Consider the following 23,387-nt stretch of genomic DNA (forward strand, 5'->3'; position numbering starts at 1 on the left):
AAGCCCGGCAGTACATCTCCGGGCTTTCTTTTTATCTTTAGATCAAAGAGATGTACAGAAAAACAACTTATATTACTTGCATATTCCAAAAAGATTATGTTGTTTTGCCAAATGAAACCTTAAATAGCATAAAACTCCTTAAAGTATGTCCAAGCCCGGAGATTTACATACTATGAATCTTTTCTCTCATTTTTTTCAAGAAAATCAAGAAAAGTTTTTGTCTTTTGCTTATTCGTACCTCAGGGACAGGGCGGAAGCAGAAGATGTATTAATGGAGTCTATGATTGCTTTATGGGAAAACCGTGAACGATGGGAAGAAGGTAGTAATCTGAACGCATTAATGCTTACCATCATTAAAAACAAATCCCTCAACCATCTGGAACATCTGCAAATTCGCCTACGCGCCGAAGAAGACATCAACAGCCACAGTCAGCGCGAACTGGATTTGCGTATCTCCACTTTAAAAGCCTGCGAACCCGACCAGATTTTCAATACTGAAATACAACATATCGTTCACAAAGCCCTGCAAGAAATGCCGGAACAAAGTCGGAAGATTTTTATTCTCAGCCGTTATCAAAACCTACCTAATAAAAAAATTGCCGAACAACTGGATATTTCAATAAAAACAGTAGAGGCCAACATAACCAAGGCTCTGCGTATCCTACGGCTGGAACTGAAAGATTATCTCGCATCTATTCTCCTATAAAATCACCTCCTCTCCCATCTTTTCTAAAAAAAGTCTGAAAAAAATTCATTTTCCGATAGGGTTATTTTCGTCTCGTCGGTTATATATACAGAGAGAGGATAAATAACTTCTTTATTTTAATCAAATCATTTTCAAAGATGAACCAAGAATTATTATATAAATATTTCAAAGGAACCACTTCCATCGAAGAAGAAAAGCAAATTCTGGATTGGGTAGAAGCCGCAGACGAAAATCGCGAAGCCTTCCTGAAAGAACGTATGCTGTTCGATATATCCCTGTTCTCTGAAAAGCAAGAAACAAAAAAGAAGACAACACGCCTTATCCCGATATTTCGCTGGACAGTACGCATCGCCGCAGCGATTATTGTAGCCGTATCCGGCTATTTTATGACTATAGACTATCTATATAATAAAGGAGCACAACTCCAAACTATCACTGTTCCTGCCGGACAACGCGCACAAATCATACTGGCCGACGGTACACGAGTTTGGCTGAATTCAAAGTCTACCTTGACTTACGCCAGCAACTTCGGTCGCAAAGACCGTAATGTAAATTTAGATGGTGAAGCTTATTTCGAGGTTACAAAAAATAAAAACATACCTTTTTATGTAAATACCGAAATGAATAAAGTCAGAGTAGTAGGAACCAGCTTCAACGTTTGTGCCTATAACGGTAGTAAAGAATTTGAAACCACTCTGGTAGAAGGCATCGTAGATATTTATCCTTCATGTAACGATCAGGCGATTACCCGCTTGCAAAAGAATGAATTCTTTGCCAACTATGATGGACATTTAAAAAAAACGGTTCTCCCCTCATACGAATATTTGCGTTGGAAAGAAGGTTTGTATTGCTTTGACGATGTACCGTTCAGTGGCATTCTGGATAAACTGGAAAAATATTATAATGTAAAAATTACCGTAACCAGTCCCAAGTTACTAAATCATGAAGGTCTTACCGGTAAGTTCAGAGAACAAGACGGTATTGAACATATCCTACGGGCTATCTCCAAAGATCATCCATTCCGGTTTACCATCAACGAGGCTAAAGATTCGATAGTCATATATGAAAAATAAAAACCTATAAATTTAGTACTAACCCTTTAAAACCTCCGATATCATGAAAGTATAAACGAAACAGTCAAAAACCAACTTCCCCCTTTTTGATAAAAAAGATCGGAAAGTACCCCCATACTTCCCGATCCGAAACAGTCAAAAATCGACCTTAATCAATTTATTAACTTAACACAGTGACAAAGATATGAGAAATATTTCTTTGAATGGACTTTTTTGTCCAAAAAGTTTAGAATTTAAGCAATTATTGCGAACTATGAAGATCACACTATTCCTTCTCTTGTTTGTAACTTTCCAAGCTTATTGCGGGAATAGTTACTCCCAAAATGTAAAAGTCAATATCCCCAATTCTCAACTGAGAGTAGGGCAAGTACTTGCTAAAATCGAGGCACAAACTGAGTATTTGTTTGTGTACAACAAGAAAAGCGTAGACGTACGCCGTACCGTAAACGTGAATGCAGAAAATAAAGCTGTGTCCGAACTTCTCAATGAAATGTTCGCGGGAACGAACATCAGATACGTGATGGAAGGTAAAAATATTATCTTAACGGAAAACGATGTAAACATTGACAAAATTTCCGGAATTCAACAAGATAAAAACACTGTTAAAGGTATTGTCACCGACTCTAAAGGTGAACCGATTATCGGAGCCAATGTCTTGGAAAAAGGTACTACCAATGGTGTAATCACCAATCTGGACGGTGAATTTGTACTCAACACACCCTCCAATGCTACATTAGTTATTTCTTATATCGGTTACGAACCGGTTACCGTAGCCCTCAATGGCAAAACTTCCCTGAATATCCAAATGAAAGAAGAAGCACTGGCTTTGGAGACTGTAGTTGTAACGGCTATGGGTATCAAGAAAAAAGAAGCTTCTTTGACTTACTCTACCCAACAGGTAGGTGGTGACGAATTGACTCGTGCCAAAGACCCGAACATGATTAACGCATTGGCAGGTAAGACGGCCGGTGTATCTATCACTCGTAACTCTTCCGGTTTAGGTGGTTCTGCCAAGGTATCTATCCGTGGTATCCGTTCCGCTAACTCTGACGGTAACAACCAACCTCTTTACGTGATTGACGGTGTTCCTATGCTGAACAGCGTTTCCGAACAAGCATTTTCTGCTATGGGTGGTAACAATGATGCAGGCAACCGTGACTCCGGTGATGGTATCTCCAACTTAAATCCCGATGACATCGAAAGCATGAGCATTTTGAAAGGTGCTTCCGCTGCCGCTCTCTACGGTTCACAAGCTGCCAATGGTGTTATCTTGATTACTACCAAGAAAGGTAAAGCCGGTATGCAACGCGTTACATTCTCTTCTAACCTGACAGTAGACCACGCCATCTGCCTGCCCGAATATCAGAACAGATATGGTGCCAGTGGTGAAACAAGCTGGGGTGCGGAAAATGCCGGAATGAAGGTTTATGACAATGTAGGTGATTACTTTGGCAACGGAGTAACTGCTACCAACTCATTGTCTGTAATGGCAGGTAAAGAGAAAATGCAAACATACTTCTCTTATGCAAATACCACCGCCAAAGGTATTGTTGAAGTGAACAAATTGCAGAAGCATAACATGACTTTCCGTGAAACCGCTTCTTTATTCAACGACCGTTTGACATTGGATGCCAATGTAAACCTGATGACCCAGAAAATCAAAGACCGTCCCAGTTCAGGTGGTTATTATATGAACCCATTGGTAGGTTTGTATGTTTTCCCACGCGGCGAAGACCTCAGCGTATATCGTGACAATAATGGTTTTGAGAAATTCGATGCAGACAGATCTATGCCCGTTCAGAACTGGTATACTAAAATCAGCGGATTTACACAAAACCCCTATTGGTTGACAAACAGAGTAAACAGTATTGACAAGCGTTTCCGTACATTGGCTTCTTTGAGCGCTAATTTGAAGGTTAACGATTGGTTCAGTGTTCAGGCACGTGGTAATGTAGACTATATCAATGATAACTATGAACAGAAAATGTACGCCGGTACAGCTACTGATGTAGCCCACGAAAACGGACGTTATATCAAGATGAACCGTCAGGAATTCATGATTTACGGTGACGTGATGGCTATGTTCAACAAAACCTGGAACGACTGGTCACTGAATGCAGCTATCGGTAGCAGTATCAACACTACCACCGTTAATTCTTTAAGCCTCGACTCCGGTAAGTCCGGTTTATACAAGGCAAATGTATTTACAGTTCCTAACATGAACTTGGCTGGCGCAGGCACTTCTTTCATCGATGAAATAGCCAACCAAAGACGCACTATACAGTCTGTATTCGCAACTGCACAGATTGGTTGGAAAGAAAGCATCTACTTGGATGTAACCGCTCGTAACGACTGGTCTTCTACCCTGGCTAATACAAAGAGCGAAAACTCCGGTTTCTTCTATCCGTCAGTAGGTCTTTCTTGGATTATCAACAAGACTCTGAACTTGCCGGAATGGGTTAGCTTCGGTAAACTGCGCGGTTCTTGGGCACAAGTAGGTAATGACCTTCCTATCGGTATCACCAGTCCGGCTCAAACAATTACAGCAGGTGGTGTTGTGAAACCTATTGATTATTACTTCGCAGAAGACTTGAAACCAGAAATCAGTAATTCTATTGAAATCGGTACTGAATGGAAATTCCTGAACAGCCGTTTGGACTTTGACTTCACATTCTATCGTACAGATACTAAAAACCAGTTGATTCGCGTTAAAACAACCGCAGAAAAGCGTGCTTATCGTTGGATTAACGCAGGTAAAATCCGTAATACCGGTTTTGAAGTTACTTTAGGTGGCACTCCGCTTATGAATGACAACTTCCGTTGGAAAACTCAGTTCAACTTCGCTACCAATAAGAACAAGATCGTTTCTCTGGGTGGTACTCCCAGTTTCCAATACGCTTCTGGTGATGTAAGTATACCATACAAGATGATGGTTGTAGAAGGTGGTTCATTGGGTGACATCTACGGTAACGTATTTGTACGTGATGCAAACGGTCAGATCATGATGGAGTCGGAAACTAATAAAGACGGTTCAGAAAATGACAAAGCTGGTCTTCCACAGGTAACTACCGACAAAGCTACCAAGATTGGTAACTTTAATCCTGATTGGACACTGGGATGGAGCAATACATTGACATACAAAGGTTTCTCTCTTTATTTCTTGATTGATGCACGTGTAGGTGGTGACGTAATTTCATTGACACAAGCCGGTTTAGACTATGCAGGTGTTAGTAAAGTAACGGGTGAAGCCCGTATGGCAGGTGGCTATACATTAGAAGGTCATAAGATTGCAAACCGTACTGACAAAGATGGTAAAGTGGTAGACATGTCACAGAAGTTCTTCCAGATGGTAGGTGACCGTGGTAATGGTACTACCGAGTTCTATAGATACGACGGAACCAACATCCGTTTGCGTGAAATCTCATTAGGCTATTCTTTCCCGCAACAGATGCTTGAAAAGACCGGCTTCATCAAAGGTGTAGACCTTTCATTGGTAGCACGCAACTTGTTCTTCATCTACAAAGATGCTCCGTTTGATCCGGATGCTACCATGTCTGTAGGCAACGATAACCAAGGTTTGGATACCTTCGGTATGCCTTCAACGAGAAACATAGGATTCAATATTAAACTTACTTTCTAAATACCTGAATAATATGAATAAGATAAAATATACTACCGCACTGCTTCTTGGCGGACTCTTGAGCTTTTCATCTTGTACTGATAATTTCTCAGCATTCAATGATACCAAAGGAGCTTATACTGACGATTTACAAAAATATGACAATCAAACGAACCTTGTACCTTTCTCTACCATCCAAAAAGGTATCATTTATCAAACTGGAGTGAACGGGACAGACTGGCAATATCAGGTTATACAAAACCTGGAAGCTGATATGTTCTGTGGATACTTCCACGATATGAACGGTTCATTCAATGCCAACAATTCCACTTACAACTTGAACAATGGTTGGACAAGCGCCATGTGGACGTATACTTATGGAGACATAATGCCTTCTATTGCAGACTCCGAAGAACTGAACACAGAGAAAGATTGGCCTTTATATCATGCCATCACTAAAATCCTGAAGGTAGCCGTCCTTCACCGGGTCAGCGACTATTATGGTCCTATCCTTTATGACGGATTCGGTACAGCCGCACAAACTCCTCAATCCCAGGAAGAAGTTTACACACGTTTCTTCGAGGACTTAGGAAAAGCCATCAATATATTAAAAGATTACAAAGGTGGAATTTCTTTTGAAAGTGCCGACTTCATGATGCCGGAAGGCAAACGTACTCCTGCACAATGGTTGAAGTTTGCCAATTCACTCCGCCTGCGTCTGGCAATGCGTGTATCTAACGTAGCACCTGAGGTAGCGAGAGAACAGGCAAGAGAAGCTTTGAAACCGGAGAACGGCGGTGTACTGACAACTGCTAATGAAACCGTAGGTCAATATGGTATCCGCAATCCGCTGGGAGGTGTTGCCGGTTGGGATGAAGTATTTATGAATGCAAGTTTGGAATCATTCTTGAAAGGATATAATGACCCACGTATCAGCTCTTATTTCAATACTGCCAAAGATGGTAGAGAAGGAGAAGGTGAAAATGTAAAAATCACTCAAATAGTAGAGGGGGTAAAACAAATAATCAGTATCGAGGACCAATTTAAAGGTGTACGCCAAGGAACAGGCGTAGCCGATAATCGCTACCTTACACATTCAAAAACTACTATCAATGTTAATAGTAAGATTATCGTGATGAGTGCGGCCGAAGTATGGTTCCTGCGTGCAGAAGCAGCTTTGAGAGGCTATACAACTGACCTTGGAGAAAATGCTGAGAACTGTTACAAGCAAGGTGTTACCACATCTTTTGCCCAATGGGATGCCAATGGCGTCAGTGATTATCTGGAAAGCGAAAATACTCCTGCACCTTATGTAGATGCTTTCGACAAGAAATTTGATGGTCAGCCTACTACCGCTATCACTCCGAAATGGGATGAATCTGCCGAACCGGAAGTTAAACTGGAAAGAATTATCACTCAAAAGTGGTTGGCACTTTATCCCGAAGGTTGTGAAGCATGGGCAGAACAACGCCGCACCGGTTACCCGAAACTCTTTAAGGTAGTTGTTAACAACAGTGGTGGAGAAAATGCAATCAGTACCGATGATATGATACGTCGCGTATTCTTCAATCAGGACTACAAAACTGGTAACAAGGCATTGTACGATGCACTGGTTAGCAAGTTAGGTGGTGCAGATAACGGAGCAACCCGTCTCTGGTGGGATGCAGGTAAGAATAATTTTTAATTAGACCAAGGTATATTTTTTGATTAGTGGTGTTTTCTCCGTATTAGTTTTTACGAGGGAAAAGGTTGTAAGGAGCAATGTCTTGGGGGGCGTTGCTCCTTCTTTATATTATAGTTGCAACTTATTCTCAAAGCTTTGAGAATTTATTCCCACCGCATTGGGTATTTATTCTCAAAGCTGCGGGAACACATTCTCACCGTAGCGAGAATAAATACCCACTACGGTGGGAATATCTTGCAAATTATAGGGAAATAAATTTTATCTATAGACTTGTATGGGCAATTCTCCCCGCAAAGCGCCGAGAGCATTCAAGGCAAGAGCCTCCAATTCATCTTCACCGGGATAGACGTGAACCGGAGCAAGGAAAGATATCCGCTCTTTCAGGCGGGAAATGATATAATCGGAATGCGCCATACCTCCTGTCAGGAGAATAGCATCTATCTTGCCGTAAAGCACAACGGAAGCTGCACCGATGCTACGAGCTATCTGGTAAATCATGGCATTCAGTACCAGTTCGGCATGTTCGTCCCCCTCCTCAATCCGCCGGATAATGGCAGGGACATCGGTAGTACCCAGATGTGCCGTCAGTCCGGCACGACCGGAAATACGCTTTTTCAATTCATCTCTGGTGAAACGACCGGAATTACAAAGGTCTATCAACTGACCGGCAGGAAGCGTACCGGCACGCTCCGGCGAAAAAGGGCCTTCACCGTCGAGGGCATTATTAACGTCGACGGCTCGACCGTGGCGGTGAGTGCCGACGGATATGCCGCCTCCCAAATGACAAATAATCAAATCCAAATCTTCGTAACGGGTATGATGCTCGGCAGCATAGCGACGGGCAATGGCGCGTTGGTTCAAAGCATGCCAGATAGTGATGCGGGGCATCAAGGGAGAACCTGTGATGCGGGCTATCTCGTCCAGTTCATCCACTACACCGGGATCGGCAATGAAGGCACGACAACCGGGAAGAAGTTCTGCCAATTCGGAAGCAATGAGACATCCCAGGTTGCATGCGTGGCTGCGCATGGCATGAGCAATATCATCGAGCATAGCATCGTTTACCTCGTATACCCCGCCCGGAATAGGTTTCAGCAAACCTCCCCGCCCTACGATGGCATCAAATTCAAAAGGAATGCCATTCGCCTCCAATGCTTCCAAGACTAAATTCCTGCGGAACTCAAACTGGTCGATAGTACGGGGGAACTGGGACAGTTCTTCTACCGAATGCCGGATATTAGTTACCAAACGGGGAGTTTCGTCCTCATAAACGGCAATCTTGGTGGAAGTGGAACCGGGATTGATGGCAAGTATTTTCATAATTCTTTCCCTCCGCTTGTAAGGCAAGCCATAGCGATACTATAATATTTGGACAGACCGGAATCACTGCGCGAAGGCAATACGACAGGGCAAACAGGTCCTTGAAGCAATCCCGCCATATCTGCATGAGAGAATAGAGAGACAGCTTTATAAAAAGCATTGCCGGACTCTATGTTAGGGAAAATCAGGACATCCGCTTCTCCATTGATGGGGGAAACAATTCCTTTGATATCCCCACTCGTTTTTTCGCAGGCTGTTTTCACGTCCAACGGACCGTCGATAATGACATTTCCAAACTCGCCCGCTTCGGCAAGCTCTACGATGTTGACGTAATCCAGTGAATGGGGAAACTTGGCGCTTACTTTTTCGGTACAATGGATAAGCGCAATACGCGGTTGTTCTATTCCAAAGTGACGGCAGGTACGGATGGCGTAGGAAATCATTTCGATGCGTTGTTGCAAGGTGGGACGCGGAATAACTGCCGCATCCGAGAAAAACAACAGTTTATCATACGTAGGTATCTGCATGACAGCAAGATGAGTCAGAATTTTACCTTTAGGGAGCAATCCTTTTTCTTTGTCAAGTATGGCATGAAGCAGATTATCGGTATTGATAATTCCTTTCATCAGAATGTCCGCACCACCTTCACGAACTATACGCACAGCTTCACGGGCGGCTTCATCAGGATCTTCGATATGCAGGGTATGCACATACTCGGGATATTTCTTCAAAGTGGGATATTTCTTTAAGACAGCAGAGTCGCCAATCATCAGAAATTCCGCAATACCCTCGTCCAAAGAACGGGCAATAGCATATTCTGTATTGGGATCATTAGCACATACCACTACGATACGTTTCCGCTTATTCAAGGTTTTTAGGTGGGCAGTCAGCTGACTGAAGTTCCGGATTGGTTCCATAACGTTAGATTTTTAGCAAATATCCGAAAAATAGTCGAAAAACAAAGGATAACAGGATATGATTTTTTATATGTTTAATATCATTTTGAAAGTTCATCGCAGAGGATACAAAGTTTTACAGAGAACTAAGGAAGTAACTAAACGCAGATTAACAATAAAAACTCCATGAGACCCTGCATTATCTGTGGTGAATTGTGTATTTTTGCACTGAATACACTCAAGTTATTTATGAGCAATCTTATTTTTCCTCCACATATCCAAGAAGGTGACCGCGTAATTATCGTTTCCCCTTCCAGCAAGATTGACAAATCCTTCTTGAAAGGAGCCAAGAAACGGCTAAAATCCTGGGGATTGGAAGTTATCATGGCAAAACATGCCGGAAGTTCGCACGGGACGTATGCCGGTAGCATACGGCAACGCCTGGAGGATTTACAAGATGCAATGGATGACGAAAAAGCGAAAGCTATTCTTTGTAGCCGTGGCGGATACGGAGCTATTCATCTAATAGATAAACTGGATTTCAGCAAGTTTCGCAAATATCCTAAGTGGCTCATCGGTTTCAGCGATATAACTGCCTTGCACAACGTATTTCAACAGCACGGATTTGCTTCGTTACATGCGTTGATGGCACGCCATCTGACGGTGGAAGCGGAAGATGATTTCTGCACGTTGGCATTGAAAGATATTCTATTCGGGCATCTTTCACCGAAAACGGCAGAAACAGTTGAAACCTCGGAAGATAAATTCAGTTATGTTTGTCCGGTTCATAAATTAAATCACAAAGGTAAAGGTACAGGTGTTTTACGAGGTGGTAATCTGTCCGTATTCTATGGGTTGAGAGGTACACCTTATGATATTCCGGCGGAAGGCACCGTTCTTTTCATTGAAGATGTGGGTGAACGTCCTCATGCCGTAGAGCGTATGATGTACAATCTAAAACTGGGTGGTGTACTCGAAAAACTTTCGGGACTCATCATCGGGCAATTCACCGAATATGTGGAAAATCATTCGTTAGGAAAAGATTTATATGGAGCATTAGCCGACTTGGTGAAAGAATATGATTATCCGGTATGTTTCGGGTTCCCAGTAGGACATGTCAACATGAATATACCTTTGATTAATGGTGCTAAAGTGGTACTTGAAGTTGGACGAAAAGAAGTAAAATTGAGTTTTAATATAAAAGAAGAATGAAACGGAATTATACATTCATCCCGTTATTCCTGCTACTGCTTGTCGCAGTAGTGGCATGTAGCAATAACAGTAAGTCTACAACAGCCGACAGTGAGGGGAAAAAGCCCGAAACAGTCGTTAATGTCCCCCAATTTGACGCGGACAGTGCTTATCATTACGTAAAGGCTCAAGTAGATTTTGGCCCACGTGTACCCAATACAGAGGCTCATAAGGCTTGTGGAGAATATTTAGCGAAAAAATTGGAACAATTCGGTGCAAAAGTTTATAACCAAAAGGTAGATTTAATAACATACGACGGTACAATGTTGAAGGCACGTAATATCATCGGTGCCTATAAACCGGAAGCCAAAAAGAGGATCGCTCTCTTTTCACATTGGGACAGCCGCCCATGGGCAGATGCCGACCCAGATGCAAAGAACCGTTATACTCCTATTCTAGGTGCGAATGATGGTGCAAGTGGTGTAGGTGTGTTACTCGAAATTGCCCGGCAAATCCAACAGCAGCAACCGGAGCTGGGCATCGACATTATTTTTGTAGATGCCGAAGATTATGGACCGCATCAGGATTACAAGGGAGACCATAGAGAGGAATATTGGGCGCTCGGTGCACAATATTGGGCACGCAATCCTCATGTACAGAATTATAACGCACGTTTCGGTATTTTACTGGATATGGTCGGTGCCAAGGATGCCACTTTCTTTTACGAAATATATTCTGAACAATATGCCAAGAACATTAACCGCAAAGTGTGGAATGCGGCAAATGACCTGGGTTATGGACGTTATTTTGTAAAAGAAAAAGGAACTATGGTTACGGACGATCATTTATTTGTCTATAAGTATGCACGTATACCGACTGTAGACATCATTCAATATAGTGAAGAAACCGGATTTTATGAGAATTGGCATACTCTGAAGGATAATATGGATGGCATTGACCGGAACACGCTAAAGGCTGTGGGACAGACGGTGATGGAGGTGATATATAAGGAGAAGTGACAGAGTGATAAAGACAATAAATTATGCAATAACCTAAAAAATAATAGAATATGAGTATCAATGAAGTACAAGATGAAGTGATTGCCGAATTCAATGATTTTGACGATTGGATGGATCGGTATCAACTTCTGATTGATTTGGGCAATGAACAGGAAGCGCTTGACGATAAGTATAAAACGGAACAAAATTTGATTGAAGGTTGTCAGAGTCGAGTATGGCTACAAGCCGACGATGTGGACGGGAAAATTATATTTCAAGCGGAAAGTGACGCCTTAATCGTGAAAGGTATCATATCACTGCTGATTAAGGTTCTTTCAGGACATACTCCTGACGAGATTTTAAATGCTGACCTTTATTTTATCGATAAGATTGGATTGAAAGAACATCTCTCTCCTACCCGTAGTAATGGTTTATTGTCAATGGTAAAACAGATGCGGATGTATGCACTGGCGTATAAGGCAAAAGAAAAGTAATCCCTCAGTTCCCTTTTAGGAAGACGAGGGGTCTTCCTCTTGATATTCTAAAATATCCCCCGGCTGGCAATCCAGCTCTTTGCAGATTGCCTCTAAGGTGGAGAAGCGGATAGCTTTTGCCTTTCCAGTCTTGAGAATGGAAAGGTTGGCGGGCGTAATGTCAATCTTCTCCGCCAGTTCACTCAAAGATATTTTTCTTCGAGCCATCATTATGTCAAGGTTTACTATAATAGCCATAGGTACATTAATTAGTGGTTAAATGGTTAAATGGTTAAATGGTTAAATCCTGCTCTTCCTTTATCTTCACTCCTACAGCGAATATTTCAGTAAAAAGAGCAAACATCAGAAAAGAGACCCAAGGATATTTAAGCGAATAGGCTTCTATTTCATAACCGGTCAGATGAATTTGAGATACGATATCGCAATATTGGCAATAGTGGTTCAATTCCAATAGTACTGCTGTAAATATCAATGTATAGACAAAGATGCGCATGCGCTTTACATTCTTGCGCACAAATACTTCTTTACGGGTAACCGCCACTACCAATCTTGCCAAATTATAGATGCCATAGAAACATACCAGTCCTATAGGAACTATCAGCATATACAAAATCGTGCACCATACAGACTCATCTATTTCTGTTTCCAACGTTTCAATCCGGTAAGGCACATTTTGTTTGATTCCACTATTAAACACTGAGTCGGTCACCAATGCTTTATCCGCCTTTACAGACACACTTACAGTAGGATAAATAAACTCTCTACTATCTTCTGCCTCATTCCAACCCTCGGTAAAACCTTTTATTCCGCTTCTTAAACTTGTAAATAAGAATACAATGATTAATAATACGGCCAATATCCTAATTTTCTTCATAATGATACTCTCCTCTAAACTAAACGGTTAAATCTTGCTCTTCCTGCATGCGAATGCCTAACTTAAACAGGCAGGCAATAAAAAGAATGAATACCCCCAATAAAACATAAATCATATAGGTTGAATTTCCACTACCGCCGGAAATGAATGTCCTCATAATCATCTGTACCAGTCCATTACACTCAGTAACAATCCCGATAAGCATAATCAAATCAGAATTCCATTTTGTAAAAAACTGCCCTTTCTTTACATTACGCAATAGCAAGAATATGAGAACACTGCAAATCGTCATTGCCGTCAACGTTATGTTTTCCGGAAGAATTTGCCAGATGAAATTATCCGTGTCGTCCTTTCCCAACTGATAGCTCAAAGTCAGGTTACGCAAAAAACCAATCAACAGACAAGAACCGCATATTATTGCCAGACAAGTCATTATAAATTCAAGTTCTTGCTTTGAGTTTATTGATTTTCCCAATATTTTTTTCATAATAGTACTTTATATAAGATATTAATATGATAATCTAAATCGTTAAGTCCTGTTCTTCCTTCATCTTCAACCCGATGGCAAAAACTTCGCCTACAATCAGAGAACACAACCCCAATACAAGGGTAGTAATGCTGACAACCTCCGAAAGGCACAAACTGTAGCCGTGAAGTGAGAACACCTCTTCAATACTCAAGACACTAAGATATGCCGCAAAGAACGTACAGCAAAAACTGACAATCAACGCTAATCCCAAACGGCGCAGACGGCGTACATTTTTCCAGTTGAATATGTTGGACTTATTGATGGCTATTATCAAGCGTATAAACAGCACGGCAGCCCAAATGGATAAACCTATTTGCAGGAAACCTAATGCTTTCTCTGTAATTACCTCCCACATAGCCGGATGAGTGTCAATGCTCACTGCCATAGAAGCATAAACGGCAGGAAGATATTTACCGGTCTTTTCATTGTAAACCGAATCCGGGAGAATGTTACCTCCCGCCATTGTGAAACTATGAGACACCAGACTAATGTACTTCATATTCATCAGTTCCTTCTGTTTCATGGGAGAAACACCTTTTTCAGTCGCCGCCTCTATACCTGCTTTTGCACCCACAAAGAAATAGTAACCGGCTTCGAGTACCGAATAACTTAGCACAAGCAACACTATCAGACAAAGGACATTCAATCTTCTTTTCATACTTCGGTGGTTGTATTTATGTTAATATCAGAGAGTTTATATTCATTCAGTTTCTTCAAGGACAAGAAAAGCAACAGGACAGAAACCAACAGGAAAATAAGAAATGAGGTGTTCCCCATCAAGTCGGACAGTTCTTCTACCTCCGGATATTTCAGGTTTAAATAAACAGACAAACTATTATTCAGGATATGTATCAGGATGCAAGGGACGAGGCTCCGCGTCTTATAATAGAGCCAGGCAAGAAAGAAACCGATGAGGGCCGCACTCACTACCTGAGCCGGATTTACGTGAAAGAGTCCGAATATCAGACCGGAAATCAGTATAGCTTTTACAGGACTATACTTCCGGAGTAATGCCTTCGTAATAGCGCCACGAAACAGCAGCTCTTCCAATATAGGTCCCAACACCGAAATGCAGACAATACCCAGCCAACCGGATTGAAGCACACTGAATGTCTGGTTCAACCAATCGGGCAAAAAGGAAAGTTGGGATACCAAGGCACTTATCAGGAAGATAGTAGAAAGCCCGGCAAGCAGACTCCACACCAGATAAGAAGCAGTCAGAGGAGAATATAGGCGCTTATCATCGGTCAGATAGTTCTTACGCCACAGATAAATTCCCATAAAGACGAAACCTAACAACATGGTAGGCGCCAACCCTATCTCTTCCGCCTTATCCGAATTCAATGCACCGTCGGCGATATATACGTACAACATACTGAAAGGTCCAACAACCAATGCCGCCAGTATCTGCATCAGAAAGTAAAGTAAGACTAATTTTATAGCTGTTTTCATAGTTTCTTTTTTCTTAATATCTTTGCAAAGATACTCGTTTTTTGTCAAATCGTCAACCGGCAGTTACAACTCCTACCAATATCATCATTACCATAGAAAGTGACAATATCAATAATGTAATACTCATAAATGCTCGTCTCATAGCGTTCACCTTTATATTTTATTATTTCCCTGCCAGTAACCGTACTTCTTCATCGGCAGAACTATTTTCTACCAGTAAATTCCAGTCACCCTTTGCCTCATTCCATTTATAGCTGAGATAATTCACATTCTCCCCTTCCAACAGATAAACGGCTTTCTCTTTTACGTCGGAATAAGCGCCTGTCTTGTTGTCCCATAAAGCATATTCCAAATCTACACCGGCTTGAGAGTAATTGTAATTCAAGCAATAGTAACGTTCAAATACTTGTTCTATTTCATTCCATTTCAAGACTTCTTTCTGAAGAATACGATTATTGGCATCGTACTTAAAATTATACTTCAAATGATTGTGCAGATACTTACCTTCTTCTACCTTATATACCATTTGCGTCTCTACCTGCTGTGTGTCATTCGTTATGGTGTTATAAGCAAATTTCTGCTGAATGTTAGCACTAAATGCGTTTACCACTGCTGTCATCACAAAGATTGTTGTCATTACTAAAGTTTTCATACTCTTATTGTTTTAATGGTTATTACTTCTGTTATTCGATAATCATTTATCGTTTTTCGATATGCAAAGAAAGAACGTTTTTTTGATACCACCAAATAAAACGATAATTATTTATCGAAAAACAATAAAAAAAATATGCTTATCGATAAATAACAAGTTTTTTATATATAATCAAAGTCTATCTTGACATATCATAAATAGAAATAAAAGACTAATAAAACAGTAATATGGATAAGAATTAGTACAGGGCAATAAGTAGCAAAAAACTTATTGATGATGACGTAATCCCTTATATAGGGACAGAGAATATCAGAGGAACAAACAATGTTCTGTCAGTGTGGATAGTTACAGATATGAATTAGATTTGAAGACGGATCTCTGAAATACACTTATTAAATACAAGCAAAAATTCTCCCGATTTCTTCCTCATCCTTCCGAAGTTGCGCAATAAGTTCTTCTATCGTATCGAATTTCAGTTCGGGACGTGTACGCTGAACAAAAGAAATACGCATGGGCTGATTGTAAATATCAGCATTAAAGTGAAAAATATGCACTTCAATGCTACGGTCGGTACCATTATTCAGAGTGGGACGACAACCAATACTCAACATTCCCATATATTTTTGTCCGCCAACATGGACATATACCGCATAAACACCATCGGCAGGCACTAATTTATCGGGATTTTCCACCTGTAAGTTGGCCGTCGGATATCCTATGGTACGCCCCACACGATAGCCACCTACAACAGTACCTTCTAGAAAATAATGATACCCCAAGCAATCTGCTGCTTCCAATACATTACCTTCCAATAAAAGGTGACGGATAAATGAAGAACTGACAGTAACCTCTTTATTAAAATATGCATGTGCCAACAGCACTTCCATCCCTAACTCACGGCCATAGCGCACATAATCATTAAATCCTTCTGTACGATTGTGTCCGAAACGATGATCGTGCCCCACAACAAGAACTTGTATTTCATATTTTTCTTTCAATACAGCCATGAATTGTTGGGCGGAAAGTTGTGCCAAACTGGGAGTAAAATCAAGCATAACGCAATAATCTATTCCTGTATCAGCCAGCAAACGTATTTTTTCTTCGCAAGTAGTCAACAGTTCTGGGTGAAAATCGGATTGCATCACTTTACGAGGATGTACCGGAAAGGTAATTACAGATGAAGCCAAGCCACGCGAAACGGCCGTCACACGTACCTGTTCTATCAAAAAACGATGACCACAATGCACTCCATCGAAAAAGCCGATAGTTGCTACACTTGGCTGAAGAACCTTATCCGATATTTCATCAATTAGTTGCATATTCACCTACTCCATCTCACCTATTATAACAAATCATTTGAACAAATGGCTCCAATCTTCTCCGGCCTTTGGCATATAAGTAGAAATACCCAATGTTTCTGCTACACGACAATTATCAGCAGAATCGTCGATAAAAAAAGTCTCTTTAGGATCTAAACCGGCATCTTTCAACACTTTTTGGAATATCTCCGTATCGGGCTTCGCCATATTCATTTCATAGGAAAGGAATATATGTTCAAAATAATCTTCCACACGAAAAGTCTTATAAGGGAAAGCATGGCTACAAGCCCATTTCCAATGTATTTCATTGGTATTGCTCAATAGATAAACTACATAATCTTTACGCAACTCCAACAATAGTTCCAACTTATAAGTAGGTATACTCACCAGAAAACTGTTCCAAGCAGCATCTATACGTGCATCATCAATCATCTTCCCAATCTTATCACGAATAATATTCCTGAAATCGGTACTAGTCATCAAACCTTTCTCATAACTATGAAAGAAATCCTGTTGATGGCAGAAGTCCAGCGTATGTTCCACATCCGCTAAACCTAATTTACGGAAACTCTCAAGACAACGCTGGCGGTCTAAATCCAATAATACACCGCCTAAATCAATAATAAGGTTTTTAATTCCTTTTCTCTTCATTTCTTATTTCTGAGTTAAACGCCGGATGAAACGAATTGCCTCTCCTACCCATAATACCAATGAAGTAGAGACGATGATAATTATCCAGGTAGTCAAGTCAAGTGGCACGGTACGGAACACTGCCCCACCAAACTGTACGATAACGAACTGTCCTCCTAAGATAGCAAGTATCACAAGTTCCATTCCGTATGACTTGGAGATACCTTTGAAAGCAGAATCAGAGGTTCCAAATACCCGAGCATTAAAGAGATTCCAGAATTGCAACATAACAAAAAAGGTAAAGAATATAGTCAAGCGTTGCGGAGTCATACCACCTTCCTCATTATTAAACCAGAATAGCATTCCCATCAGTAATATAAGGAATACGGTACCCATAGAAAGGATATAATTCCTCATAGATCTGGAAATAATGAAATCCGTACTTTTACGAGGTTTCTCTTTCATCACACTTTCGCTAGGTGGGATAGAAGCTAATGCCAGAGCAGCGAATGTATCCATAATCAGGTTCACCCAAAGCATTTGCGTAACGGTCAGCGGCAAATCAGTACCGACTAACGAACCAAGCAGCACGATAAACAATGCTACAAAATTAATAGTCAACTGGAATACAATGAAACGCTGGATATTCTTGTAAAGTGAACGTCCCCACATAACGGCTGTACCGATACTGTTGAAAGAGTCGTCCAACAGAGTGATATCACTCGCTTCCTTGGCAACGGAAGTGCCTGTTCCCATAGAGAGCCCCACCTGGGCGTGATTCAATGCAGGAGCATCATTCGTACCATCACCAGTAACAGCTACTACCGCACCCTTTTGTTGTAACAACTGCACTAAACGCTGTTTATCAGTGGGACGGGCACGTGACATTACTTTCAAATCCATCACTCGGTCGAGCGCTTCTTCATCGGTCAGTTCGGCAAACGCCGCACCAGTGATGCGATTACGTTCCATATCCCCCGGTTGCCACAAACCAATTTGGCGGGCAATTTCAGTTGCAGTTCCAGGAGTGTCACCGGTTACAATCTTCACCCCAATACCAGCCGACTGGCATTTGGCAACCGCTGCCGGAACATCCGGACGGATAGGATCACTAATGGCAACTACACCCAAAAATGATAAGTCATTTTTAGAAATCAGTTCTACGCAGTCCTCCGTATTCGCCTCATCCACAATCTTAAAAGCAAAACCAAGTGTACGCATCGCCATATTCTGATAATTCAACAATTGCGTTTCTATCGTCGAACGATATTCCACCGTATCAACTTGCTTTCCGTCTAAAAGGACATTTTTACATTTACTTAAAACAATCTCCGGTGCACCCTTCACATAAAGTATGCGTTTTCCCATAAAAGAAGATTGCACCAGAGTTGCCATGAATTTCCGTTCGGTAGAGAAAGTCAGTTGGTCTATGATTTTAGCGCTTTCACGAAGTTCAAGGTAATTACGTCTCTGACTGTCGAGCCACAGCAACAAAGCCACTTCTGTAGGATTTCCTACCCCCTTGGGTTTTTCATCGGGAGCCGTTTCTTCAAGGAAGGCAGTGGAATTGACACTGATACCCTCCGCTACTAAGTTACTGAGGGCGTCTTCACCAATTTCACCATTATTTTTCAATCCATAGAAACTCGGCTCGTATACTTGCATCAGATTTTGTGTCAATGTACCAGTCTTATCCGTACAGATAACAGTGATTGCTCCCATCGTTTCACAGGCATGCATTTTGCGTACCAGATTATTGGTAGAGAGCATACGGCGCATGTTCAGTGCCAAACTGAGCGTGACACTCATCGGCAAGCCCTCCGGAACAGCCACCACTATCAAAGTCACTGCCATCATGAAGTATTGTAGGGTTGCTTTCAAGGCAGGCAACCATTCTTCAAAAGTATGGAGAGAGCTAAAATTATAAACCAACAATACATCCTTTATAAAGAAAATGGCAAAAGCCAGTCCCGCTACAGAGAAACCAATTTTACCTATAAGGTTGGCAAGTTTCGTCAGCTGAATATTCAGTGGAGTAGGTTCAGTACTTTGCTCCGTACTCTGTCGTGCCACTTTTCCGATTTCCGTAGCATCACCCACACACTCTACACACATGGTGCCATGACCGTCAACCACAGTTGTTCCACGCAACACGCGATTGGAAGCATACGTAGCCTCATCATCGAAATCGGCTTCTACAATGGTTTTGGAAACAACAGGTTCCCCTGTCAGGTTCGATTCATTGACTTGCAGAGAGATAGCTTCCAGTAGCTCACCGTCGGCAGGAATCTCTTCACCGGTTTCGAGCACGACGATATCGCCCACCACCACATCTTTACGTGGAATTTCTTGTATATGCCCGTTACGGATAACCTTTACCAACGTCTCCTCATTCACGGCATTGAGTAAGTCGAATTTTTTATTGGCATCATATTCAAAAAAGAAACCAATACCCGTAGCAAGCAAAATAGCAGCTATAATACCTACGGTTTCAGCATATTCGTTCTCTACCACGGAAATAATCAAGGAGAAAAACGCAGCAACCAGCAGCACTCTTACTACCGGATCTTCAAATTTCTCCAGATATAGCCTCCATAAAGACGGCCGCTTGGGAGGCGTCAATAAATTTACACCATACTCAGCACGGCTCTTCCGTACCTCTTCGTCGGTTAGTCCGACACGATAATCATCCTTTGATGCAATCATGCAAGTCTTTAGGTTTAATTTTGAAACGCAAAAATACGATAATAATCCGGTATATGGCGAGTTATTAAATCTTTTTATAAGTTTGTGATATCAGTCCTTTTCCCAATGCAAGCTTAAGACTTACTTTCAATTTCCAGGTAATGTGAACCAAAATGTGGAACCTACACCCACTTCAGACTCTACCCCTATTTCACCACCCAATTTATGAACAATAGTCTGACAAATGGAAAGCCCGAGACCTGTACCCTTCTTCTCCCGTTCCAATTTCACAAAGCGGTCGAATATTTGTCCCAATTTTTCTTTGGCAATACCGGTTCCAGTGTCTTTCACATAAAAGTACAGACCATCTCCGTTGGGTTTACATCCCAACGTGATACTCCCTTGTGAAGTAAACTTCATGGCATTTGTCATAAAATTAGAGAGGACTTGTGCTATTCTGTTACGATCTGTATGTATAAAATATTGTTCACAGGATACTTCGCGAATTACTTTCACCGAAATACCTTGTTCAAACAGTCTCATACGGAACAGTTGTTCCAAATCAGACATAAGCTGATTAATATCTACGTCCGAAAATACAAATTCCAATGTTCCGGCCTCAATCTTAGAGAGATCCAATATATCTGCTATCAATTGTTGCAACAGCTCATTATTGGTACGTACTATTTCCATATATTGCCGTTTCTCCTCATCAGTAGTTGCAGAAGACAATAGTTCAGAGAAACCGACAATCGCATTCAATGGAGTACGAATTTCATGACTCATGTTCGCCAGAAAAACGGACTTGGACTTATCGGCTTTTTCTGCCTTTTTTCTAGCCTGATTCAACTCCGTTTCCACACGCTTCAGATGAGTGATATCATGCACGGTGATTACCATACTCTCCTCTCCCTCAATCAACATATATTCACCTGAAATATGTACCTTACACTCCTCTGCAGCACCATTACCTTTCCTGACATTCAGTACCGTATCCAGATCAATAAAATTATGCTTGGTACGAAAAGCATCTTCTATTGCATTCCTCACAGGACAATGATTACATAAACTATGAGTACCACATCCACCGGGAGCAGACAGAGCATTGGTACATTGCAACAGATCACCGACACGTTGTGACTTTACAGGTTTTACAGCTCCCGTTATGTCATAATAATTAGTATAAAACACGGTAAGATCACGTTTTATCAATAAGACATAAGCATGAATATTCCGCATAATTGCCTGAAATAATTCATCGGTCATCTTCATAAAGATATATTTTTAAGTAATATGACAACAAAGTTATCTTTTTCCGCCTACACAAAAAACAAAAAGGCAAAATTATTTGTTCTTACTTAAAGAACTTAAAAAAGAACGTTATGGAAAAGTACATTTGCACCGTTTGCGAATATGTTTATGACCCGGAAAAGGGTGACCCCGAGAATGGTATCGAACCAGGAACAGCCTTTGAGGACATTCCTGATGATTGGGTTTGCCCACTGTGCGGAGTAGGCAAAGAAGAGTTTGAGAAAGCGTCTTAAGACGCTTTCTTTTCTTTTATATCGCAGCTGGCTTCCACTACATTTACTACGTAATCACCAAGCTTCTCACATTCCGCAATGATATCCATGTAATAAACACCCATCTGATAATCATATTCCTTATTATTTACATCAAGGATATTCTGATTTTTCAACTGATTACGGTAATTATTGATTTCATTTTCTATGTTGAACGATTTGTTCACATCAATACTTTGATGTTCGGTACGTTCCACTACCACAATCATTTGAGCAAGCGCATCATCCGTCAACTTCATCATAAAATGAACATGTTCATATTGCTTTTCCGTAAAGTCCTGATTGGTCTGGCGTTTACGGTTAATAGTACGTGCCAAATTATAACAGCTATCACCAATACTTTCTATTTCAGTCACTTCACGAAGCATGGCACGTATCTGCAATTTACTTTCCGAACTCAAACGTCCTTCGGACACTTGGTTTAGATAATTAGCAATTTCCAATTCCATGCTGTCACTTATATTCTCATACTTCTCTACACGACTGAACAACTTATTAAAATCATCATCTTTTTCCGTATGCAGCAAATCTTGCACCATTCTGAACATACGGTGAGTGCGCTCGGCAAAAAGATGGATTTCCTTACTGGCCTGCACTATGGACAGCTCGGCCGTAGAAAGCATACCACCTGAGATAAAACGCAAACGGTATTCCTCATCCTGCTCTTTCATAGGAATGATGGCACAAACCGTACGTTCTATAAGTTTCACGAACCAAATCAATATCAACACATTACAGATATTAAAACAAGTATGGAACGCAGATAATTTAAAAGATACCGCTACAGCCGGATCCTTAGCACCCATCATATTGTCTATAAGCCACGACACACCTTCTGTAAAAGGCTTGAATAGACACAACACCCATATCACACCAAACACATTGAACACTAAATGAGCCAAAGCAGCTCGCCGCGCCTGGGTATTACCGGTCAATGCCGCAAGGTTGGCCGTAATGGTAGTACCGATATTTTCTCCTAAAACCAATGCCGCCCCCAACTCAAAACTAATCCAGCCATTAGCACACATAATAAGTGTAATGGCCATCGTGGCGGCAGAGGCTTGCACAATCATTGTCAGGATCGTACCAATGACCACAAACAACAAAATAGACAGATAACCCATATCCGTATAATCCTGTACAAAAGCCAACATATCAGGATTATGTCTCAGATCGGGCGCATTTGCCTGCAACAGGGAAAGTCCCATGAAAAGAAAAGAGAAACCGAAAATAAACTCCCCGATAGACTTACGCGAACTCTTCTGAGAAAACATCAGAGGAATGCCGAACGCAAGAAGTGGAAGGGCAAAAGCAGCAATATCCACTTTGAAACCCAAAGCTGAAATAATCCATGCCGTGACAGTAGTACCGATATTGGCACCCATAATTACGCCGATAGACTGAGAAAGGGTCAGAAGGCCTGCATTCACAAAACTCACCACCATCACCGTGGTAGCCGAAGAAGATTGGATCAACGCCGTAATCAACACGCCTGTCAACACACCTGTCACTCTGTTGGTTGTCATTGCAGTCAATATCTTCCGCAAGCGGTCGCCAGCAAACTTTTGAAGTCCTTCGCTCATAATTTTCATTCCGTAAAGGAACAAGGCCAATGAGCCAAGCAACTTTAAAAAATCATAAAAAGAGTATTCCATCTCTAATTAATTAAAGGGTTTCTTTGT

General features: G+C 41.3%; 21 protein-coding genes. 8 read left to right on the forward strand and 13 right to left on the reverse strand.

Annotated features, from left to right (window positions below):
- Positions 1-145 precede the first annotated feature (145 nt).
- The 4 genes from DXC10_RS00710 (at position 146) to DXC10_RS00725 (ending at position 7,082) form a co-directional block, all read left to right on the forward strand.
- Positions 146-706 (forward strand): RNA polymerase sigma-70 factor, encoded by a 561-nt coding sequence (locus DXC10_RS00710; protein WP_233519837.1) that lies wholly within the window; start codon positions 146-148, stop codon positions 704-706.
- Positions 707-843: 137 nt separating this feature from the next.
- On the forward strand, positions 844-1,779 hold the full coding sequence (locus DXC10_RS00715; RefSeq protein ID WP_101541836.1) for a FecR family protein: 936 nt from the start codon (positions 844-846) through the stop codon (positions 1,777-1,779).
- A 184-nt stretch (positions 1,780-1,963) separates the two neighbouring features.
- A complete protein-coding gene (locus DXC10_RS00720) occupies positions 1,964-5,419 on the forward strand; it encodes a TonB-dependent receptor (RefSeq protein WP_101541837.1) in 3,456 nt (1,151 codons plus the stop codon).
- Positions 5,420-5,432: 13 nt separating this feature from the next.
- Positions 5,433-7,082, forward strand: a complete 1,650-nt coding sequence (locus tag DXC10_RS00725; protein WP_101541838.1) for a SusD/RagB family nutrient-binding outer membrane lipoprotein — start codon at positions 5,433-5,435, stop codon at positions 7,080-7,082.
- A gap of 258 nt (positions 7,083-7,340) precedes the next feature.
- Here the strand turns inward: DXC10_RS00725 and buk are convergent, their stop codons facing one another.
- A complete protein-coding gene (buk, locus tag DXC10_RS00730; protein ID WP_101541839.1) occupies positions 7,341-8,402 on the reverse strand; it encodes a butyrate kinase in 1,062 nt (353 codons plus the stop codon).
- The gene (locus tag DXC10_RS00735) at positions 8,399-9,319 is read right to left on the reverse strand and encodes a phosphate acyltransferase (RefSeq protein WP_101541840.1); all 921 of its coding nucleotides are present in this window, start codon (positions 9,317-9,319) and stop codon (positions 8,399-8,401) included. Before DXC10_RS00735 ends, buk begins: the two co-directional genes overlap by 4 nt.
- Before the next feature lie 228 nt (positions 9,320-9,547).
- Here DXC10_RS00735 and DXC10_RS00740 point away from each other — a divergent pair, with 228 nt between their 5' ends.
- From DXC10_RS00740 to DXC10_RS00750, 3 genes are read left to right on the forward strand one after another with little or no spacing between them, the layout of a single operon-like run.
- Positions 9,548-10,510 carry an LD-carboxypeptidase gene (locus DXC10_RS00740; RefSeq protein ID WP_101541841.1) on the forward strand — a complete coding sequence of 321 codons (963 nt, stop codon included), beginning with the start codon at positions 9,548-9,550 and terminating at the stop codon, positions 10,508-10,510.
- Positions 10,507-11,508 (forward strand): M28 family peptidase, encoded by a 1,002-nt coding sequence (locus DXC10_RS00745; RefSeq protein ID WP_101541842.1) that lies wholly within the window; start codon positions 10,507-10,509, stop codon positions 11,506-11,508. The genes DXC10_RS00740 and DXC10_RS00745 overlap by 4 nt, the downstream gene beginning before the upstream one ends.
- 50 nt (positions 11,509-11,558) lie before the next feature.
- Positions 11,559-11,981, forward strand: coding sequence for a SufE family protein (locus tag DXC10_RS00750; protein ID WP_101541843.1), 423 nt, complete (start codon positions 11,559-11,561; stop codon positions 11,979-11,981).
- 15 nt (positions 11,982-11,996) lie between these two features.
- Here the strand turns inward: DXC10_RS00750 and DXC10_RS00755 are convergent, their stop codons facing one another.
- The 10 genes from DXC10_RS00755 to DXC10_RS00800 form a co-directional block, all read right to left on the reverse strand.
- Positions 11,997-12,218 carry a helix-turn-helix transcriptional regulator gene (locus tag DXC10_RS00755; protein ID WP_101541844.1) on the reverse strand — a complete coding sequence of 74 codons (222 nt, stop codon included), beginning with the start codon at positions 12,216-12,218 and terminating at the stop codon, positions 11,997-11,999.
- 34 nt (positions 12,219-12,252) lie between these two features.
- Positions 12,253-12,855, reverse strand: coding sequence for a DUF2975 domain-containing protein (locus DXC10_RS00760; RefSeq protein ID WP_117737176.1), 603 nt, complete (start codon positions 12,853-12,855; stop codon positions 12,253-12,255).
- A 19-nt stretch (positions 12,856-12,874) separates the two neighbouring features.
- Complete coding sequence (locus DXC10_RS00765) at positions 12,875-13,342, reverse strand: DUF2975 domain-containing protein (protein WP_117737177.1); 468 nt, start codon at positions 13,340-13,342, stop codon at positions 12,875-12,877.
- A gap of 34 nt (positions 13,343-13,376) precedes the next feature.
- Positions 13,377-14,042, reverse strand: a complete 666-nt coding sequence (locus DXC10_RS00770; RefSeq protein WP_101541847.1) for a DUF2975 domain-containing protein — start codon at positions 14,040-14,042, stop codon at positions 13,377-13,379.
- Positions 14,039-14,836 (reverse strand): CPBP family intramembrane glutamic endopeptidase, encoded by a 798-nt coding sequence (locus DXC10_RS00775; RefSeq protein ID WP_117737178.1) that lies wholly within the window; start codon positions 14,834-14,836, stop codon positions 14,039-14,041. The genes DXC10_RS00770 and DXC10_RS00775 overlap by 4 nt, the downstream gene beginning before the upstream one ends.
- Positions 14,837-14,999: 163 nt before the next feature.
- On the reverse strand, positions 15,000-15,488 hold the full coding sequence (locus DXC10_RS00780) for a DUF3836 domain-containing protein (protein ID WP_101541849.1): 489 nt from the start codon (positions 15,486-15,488) through the stop codon (positions 15,000-15,002).
- Positions 15,489-15,880: 392 nt separating this feature from the next.
- Positions 15,881-16,807, reverse strand: coding sequence for a bifunctional riboflavin kinase/FAD synthetase (locus DXC10_RS00785; RefSeq protein ID WP_117737179.1), 927 nt, complete (start codon positions 16,805-16,807; stop codon positions 15,881-15,883).
- Positions 16,808-16,840: 33 nt separating this feature from the next.
- A complete protein-coding gene (locus tag DXC10_RS00790) occupies positions 16,841-17,458 on the reverse strand; it encodes an HAD family phosphatase (protein ID WP_101541851.1) in 618 nt (205 codons plus the stop codon).
- Positions 17,459-17,461: 3 nt separating this feature from the next.
- The gene (locus DXC10_RS00795; RefSeq protein WP_117737180.1) at positions 17,462-20,143 is read right to left on the reverse strand and encodes a calcium-translocating P-type ATPase, PMCA-type; all 2,682 of its coding nucleotides are present in this window, start codon (positions 20,141-20,143) and stop codon (positions 17,462-17,464) included.
- A 126-nt stretch (positions 20,144-20,269) separates the two neighbouring features.
- Complete coding sequence (locus tag DXC10_RS00800) at positions 20,270-21,394, reverse strand: HAMP domain-containing sensor histidine kinase (RefSeq protein WP_101541853.1); 1,125 nt, start codon at positions 21,392-21,394, stop codon at positions 20,270-20,272.
- Between the two features lie 110 nt (positions 21,395-21,504).
- Here DXC10_RS00800 and rd point away from each other — a divergent pair, with 110 nt between their 5' ends.
- Positions 21,505-21,666 (forward strand): rubredoxin, encoded by a 162-nt coding sequence (gene rd, locus DXC10_RS00805; RefSeq protein ID WP_101541854.1) that lies wholly within the window; start codon positions 21,505-21,507, stop codon positions 21,664-21,666.
- Here rd and DXC10_RS00810 read toward each other — a convergent pair.
- Entirely contained in the window at positions 21,663-23,360 is a 1,698-nt protein-coding gene (locus DXC10_RS00810) for a Na/Pi cotransporter family protein (protein ID WP_101541855.1), read from the reverse strand. The two genes, rd and DXC10_RS00810, sit on opposite strands and share 4 nt — an antisense overlap.
- Between the last annotated feature and the right edge of the window lie 27 nt (positions 23,361-23,387).

The organism is Bacteroides sp. OM08-11 (genome assembly GCF_003438665.1).
Lineage (GTDB): Bacteria > Bacteroidota > Bacteroidia > Bacteroidales > Bacteroidaceae > Bacteroides > Bacteroides cutis.

Coding starts and splice junctions, on each gene's coding strand:
- DXC10_RS00710 (WP_233519837.1), top strand. CDS start 146: ATGTCCAAGCCCGGAGATTTACATACTATGAATCTTTTCTCTCATTTT.
- DXC10_RS00715 (WP_101541836.1), top strand. CDS start 844: ATGAACCAAGAATTATTATATAAATATTTCAAAGGAACCACTTCCATC.
- DXC10_RS00720 (WP_101541837.1), top strand. CDS start 1,964: ATGAGAAATATTTCTTTGAATGGACTTTTTTGTCCAAAAAGTTTAGAA.
- DXC10_RS00725 (WP_101541838.1), top strand. CDS start 5,433: ATGAATAAGATAAAATATACTACCGCACTGCTTCTTGGCGGACTCTTG.
- buk (WP_101541839.1), bottom strand. CDS start 8,402: ATGAAAATACTTGCCATCAATCCCGGTTCCACTTCCACCAAGATTGCC.
- DXC10_RS00735 (WP_101541840.1), bottom strand. CDS start 9,319: ATGGAACCAATCCGGAACTTCAGTCAGCTGACTGCCCACCTAAAAACC.
- DXC10_RS00740 (WP_101541841.1), top strand. CDS start 9,548: ATGAGCAATCTTATTTTTCCTCCACATATCCAAGAAGGTGACCGCGTA.
- DXC10_RS00745 (WP_101541842.1), top strand. CDS start 10,507: ATGAAACGGAATTATACATTCATCCCGTTATTCCTGCTACTGCTTGTC.
- DXC10_RS00750 (WP_101541843.1), top strand. CDS start 11,559: ATGAGTATCAATGAAGTACAAGATGAAGTGATTGCCGAATTCAATGAT.
- DXC10_RS00755 (WP_101541844.1), bottom strand. CDS start 12,218: ATGGCTATTATAGTAAACCTTGACATAATGATGGCTCGAAGAAAAATA.
- DXC10_RS00760 (WP_117737176.1), bottom strand. CDS start 12,855: ATGAAGAAAATTAGGATATTGGCCGTATTATTAATCATTGTATTCTTA.
- DXC10_RS00765 (WP_117737177.1), bottom strand. CDS start 13,342: ATGAAAAAAATATTGGGAAAATCAATAAACTCAAAGCAAGAACTTGAA.
- DXC10_RS00770 (WP_101541847.1), bottom strand. CDS start 14,042: ATGAAAAGAAGATTGAATGTCCTTTGTCTGATAGTGTTGCTTGTGCTA.
- DXC10_RS00775 (WP_117737178.1), bottom strand. CDS start 14,836: ATGAAAACAGCTATAAAATTAGTCTTACTTTACTTTCTGATGCAGATA.
- DXC10_RS00780 (WP_101541849.1), bottom strand. CDS start 15,488: ATGAAAACTTTAGTAATGACAACAATCTTTGTGATGACAGCAGTGGTA.
- DXC10_RS00785 (WP_117737179.1), bottom strand. CDS start 16,807: ATGCAACTAATTGATGAAATATCGGATAAGGTTCTTCAGCCAAGTGTA.
- DXC10_RS00790 (WP_101541851.1), bottom strand. CDS start 17,458: ATGAAGAGAAAAGGAATTAAAAACCTTATTATTGATTTAGGCGGTGTA.
- DXC10_RS00795 (WP_117737180.1), bottom strand. CDS start 20,143: ATGATTGCATCAAAGGATGATTATCGTGTCGGACTAACCGACGAAGAG.
- DXC10_RS00800 (WP_101541853.1), bottom strand. CDS start 21,394: ATGAAGATGACCGATGAATTATTTCAGGCAATTATGCGGAATATTCAT.
- rd (WP_101541854.1), top strand. CDS start 21,505: ATGGAAAAGTACATTTGCACCGTTTGCGAATATGTTTATGACCCGGAA.
- DXC10_RS00810 (WP_101541855.1), bottom strand. CDS start 23,360: ATGGAATACTCTTTTTATGATTTTTTAAAGTTGCTTGGCTCATTGGCC.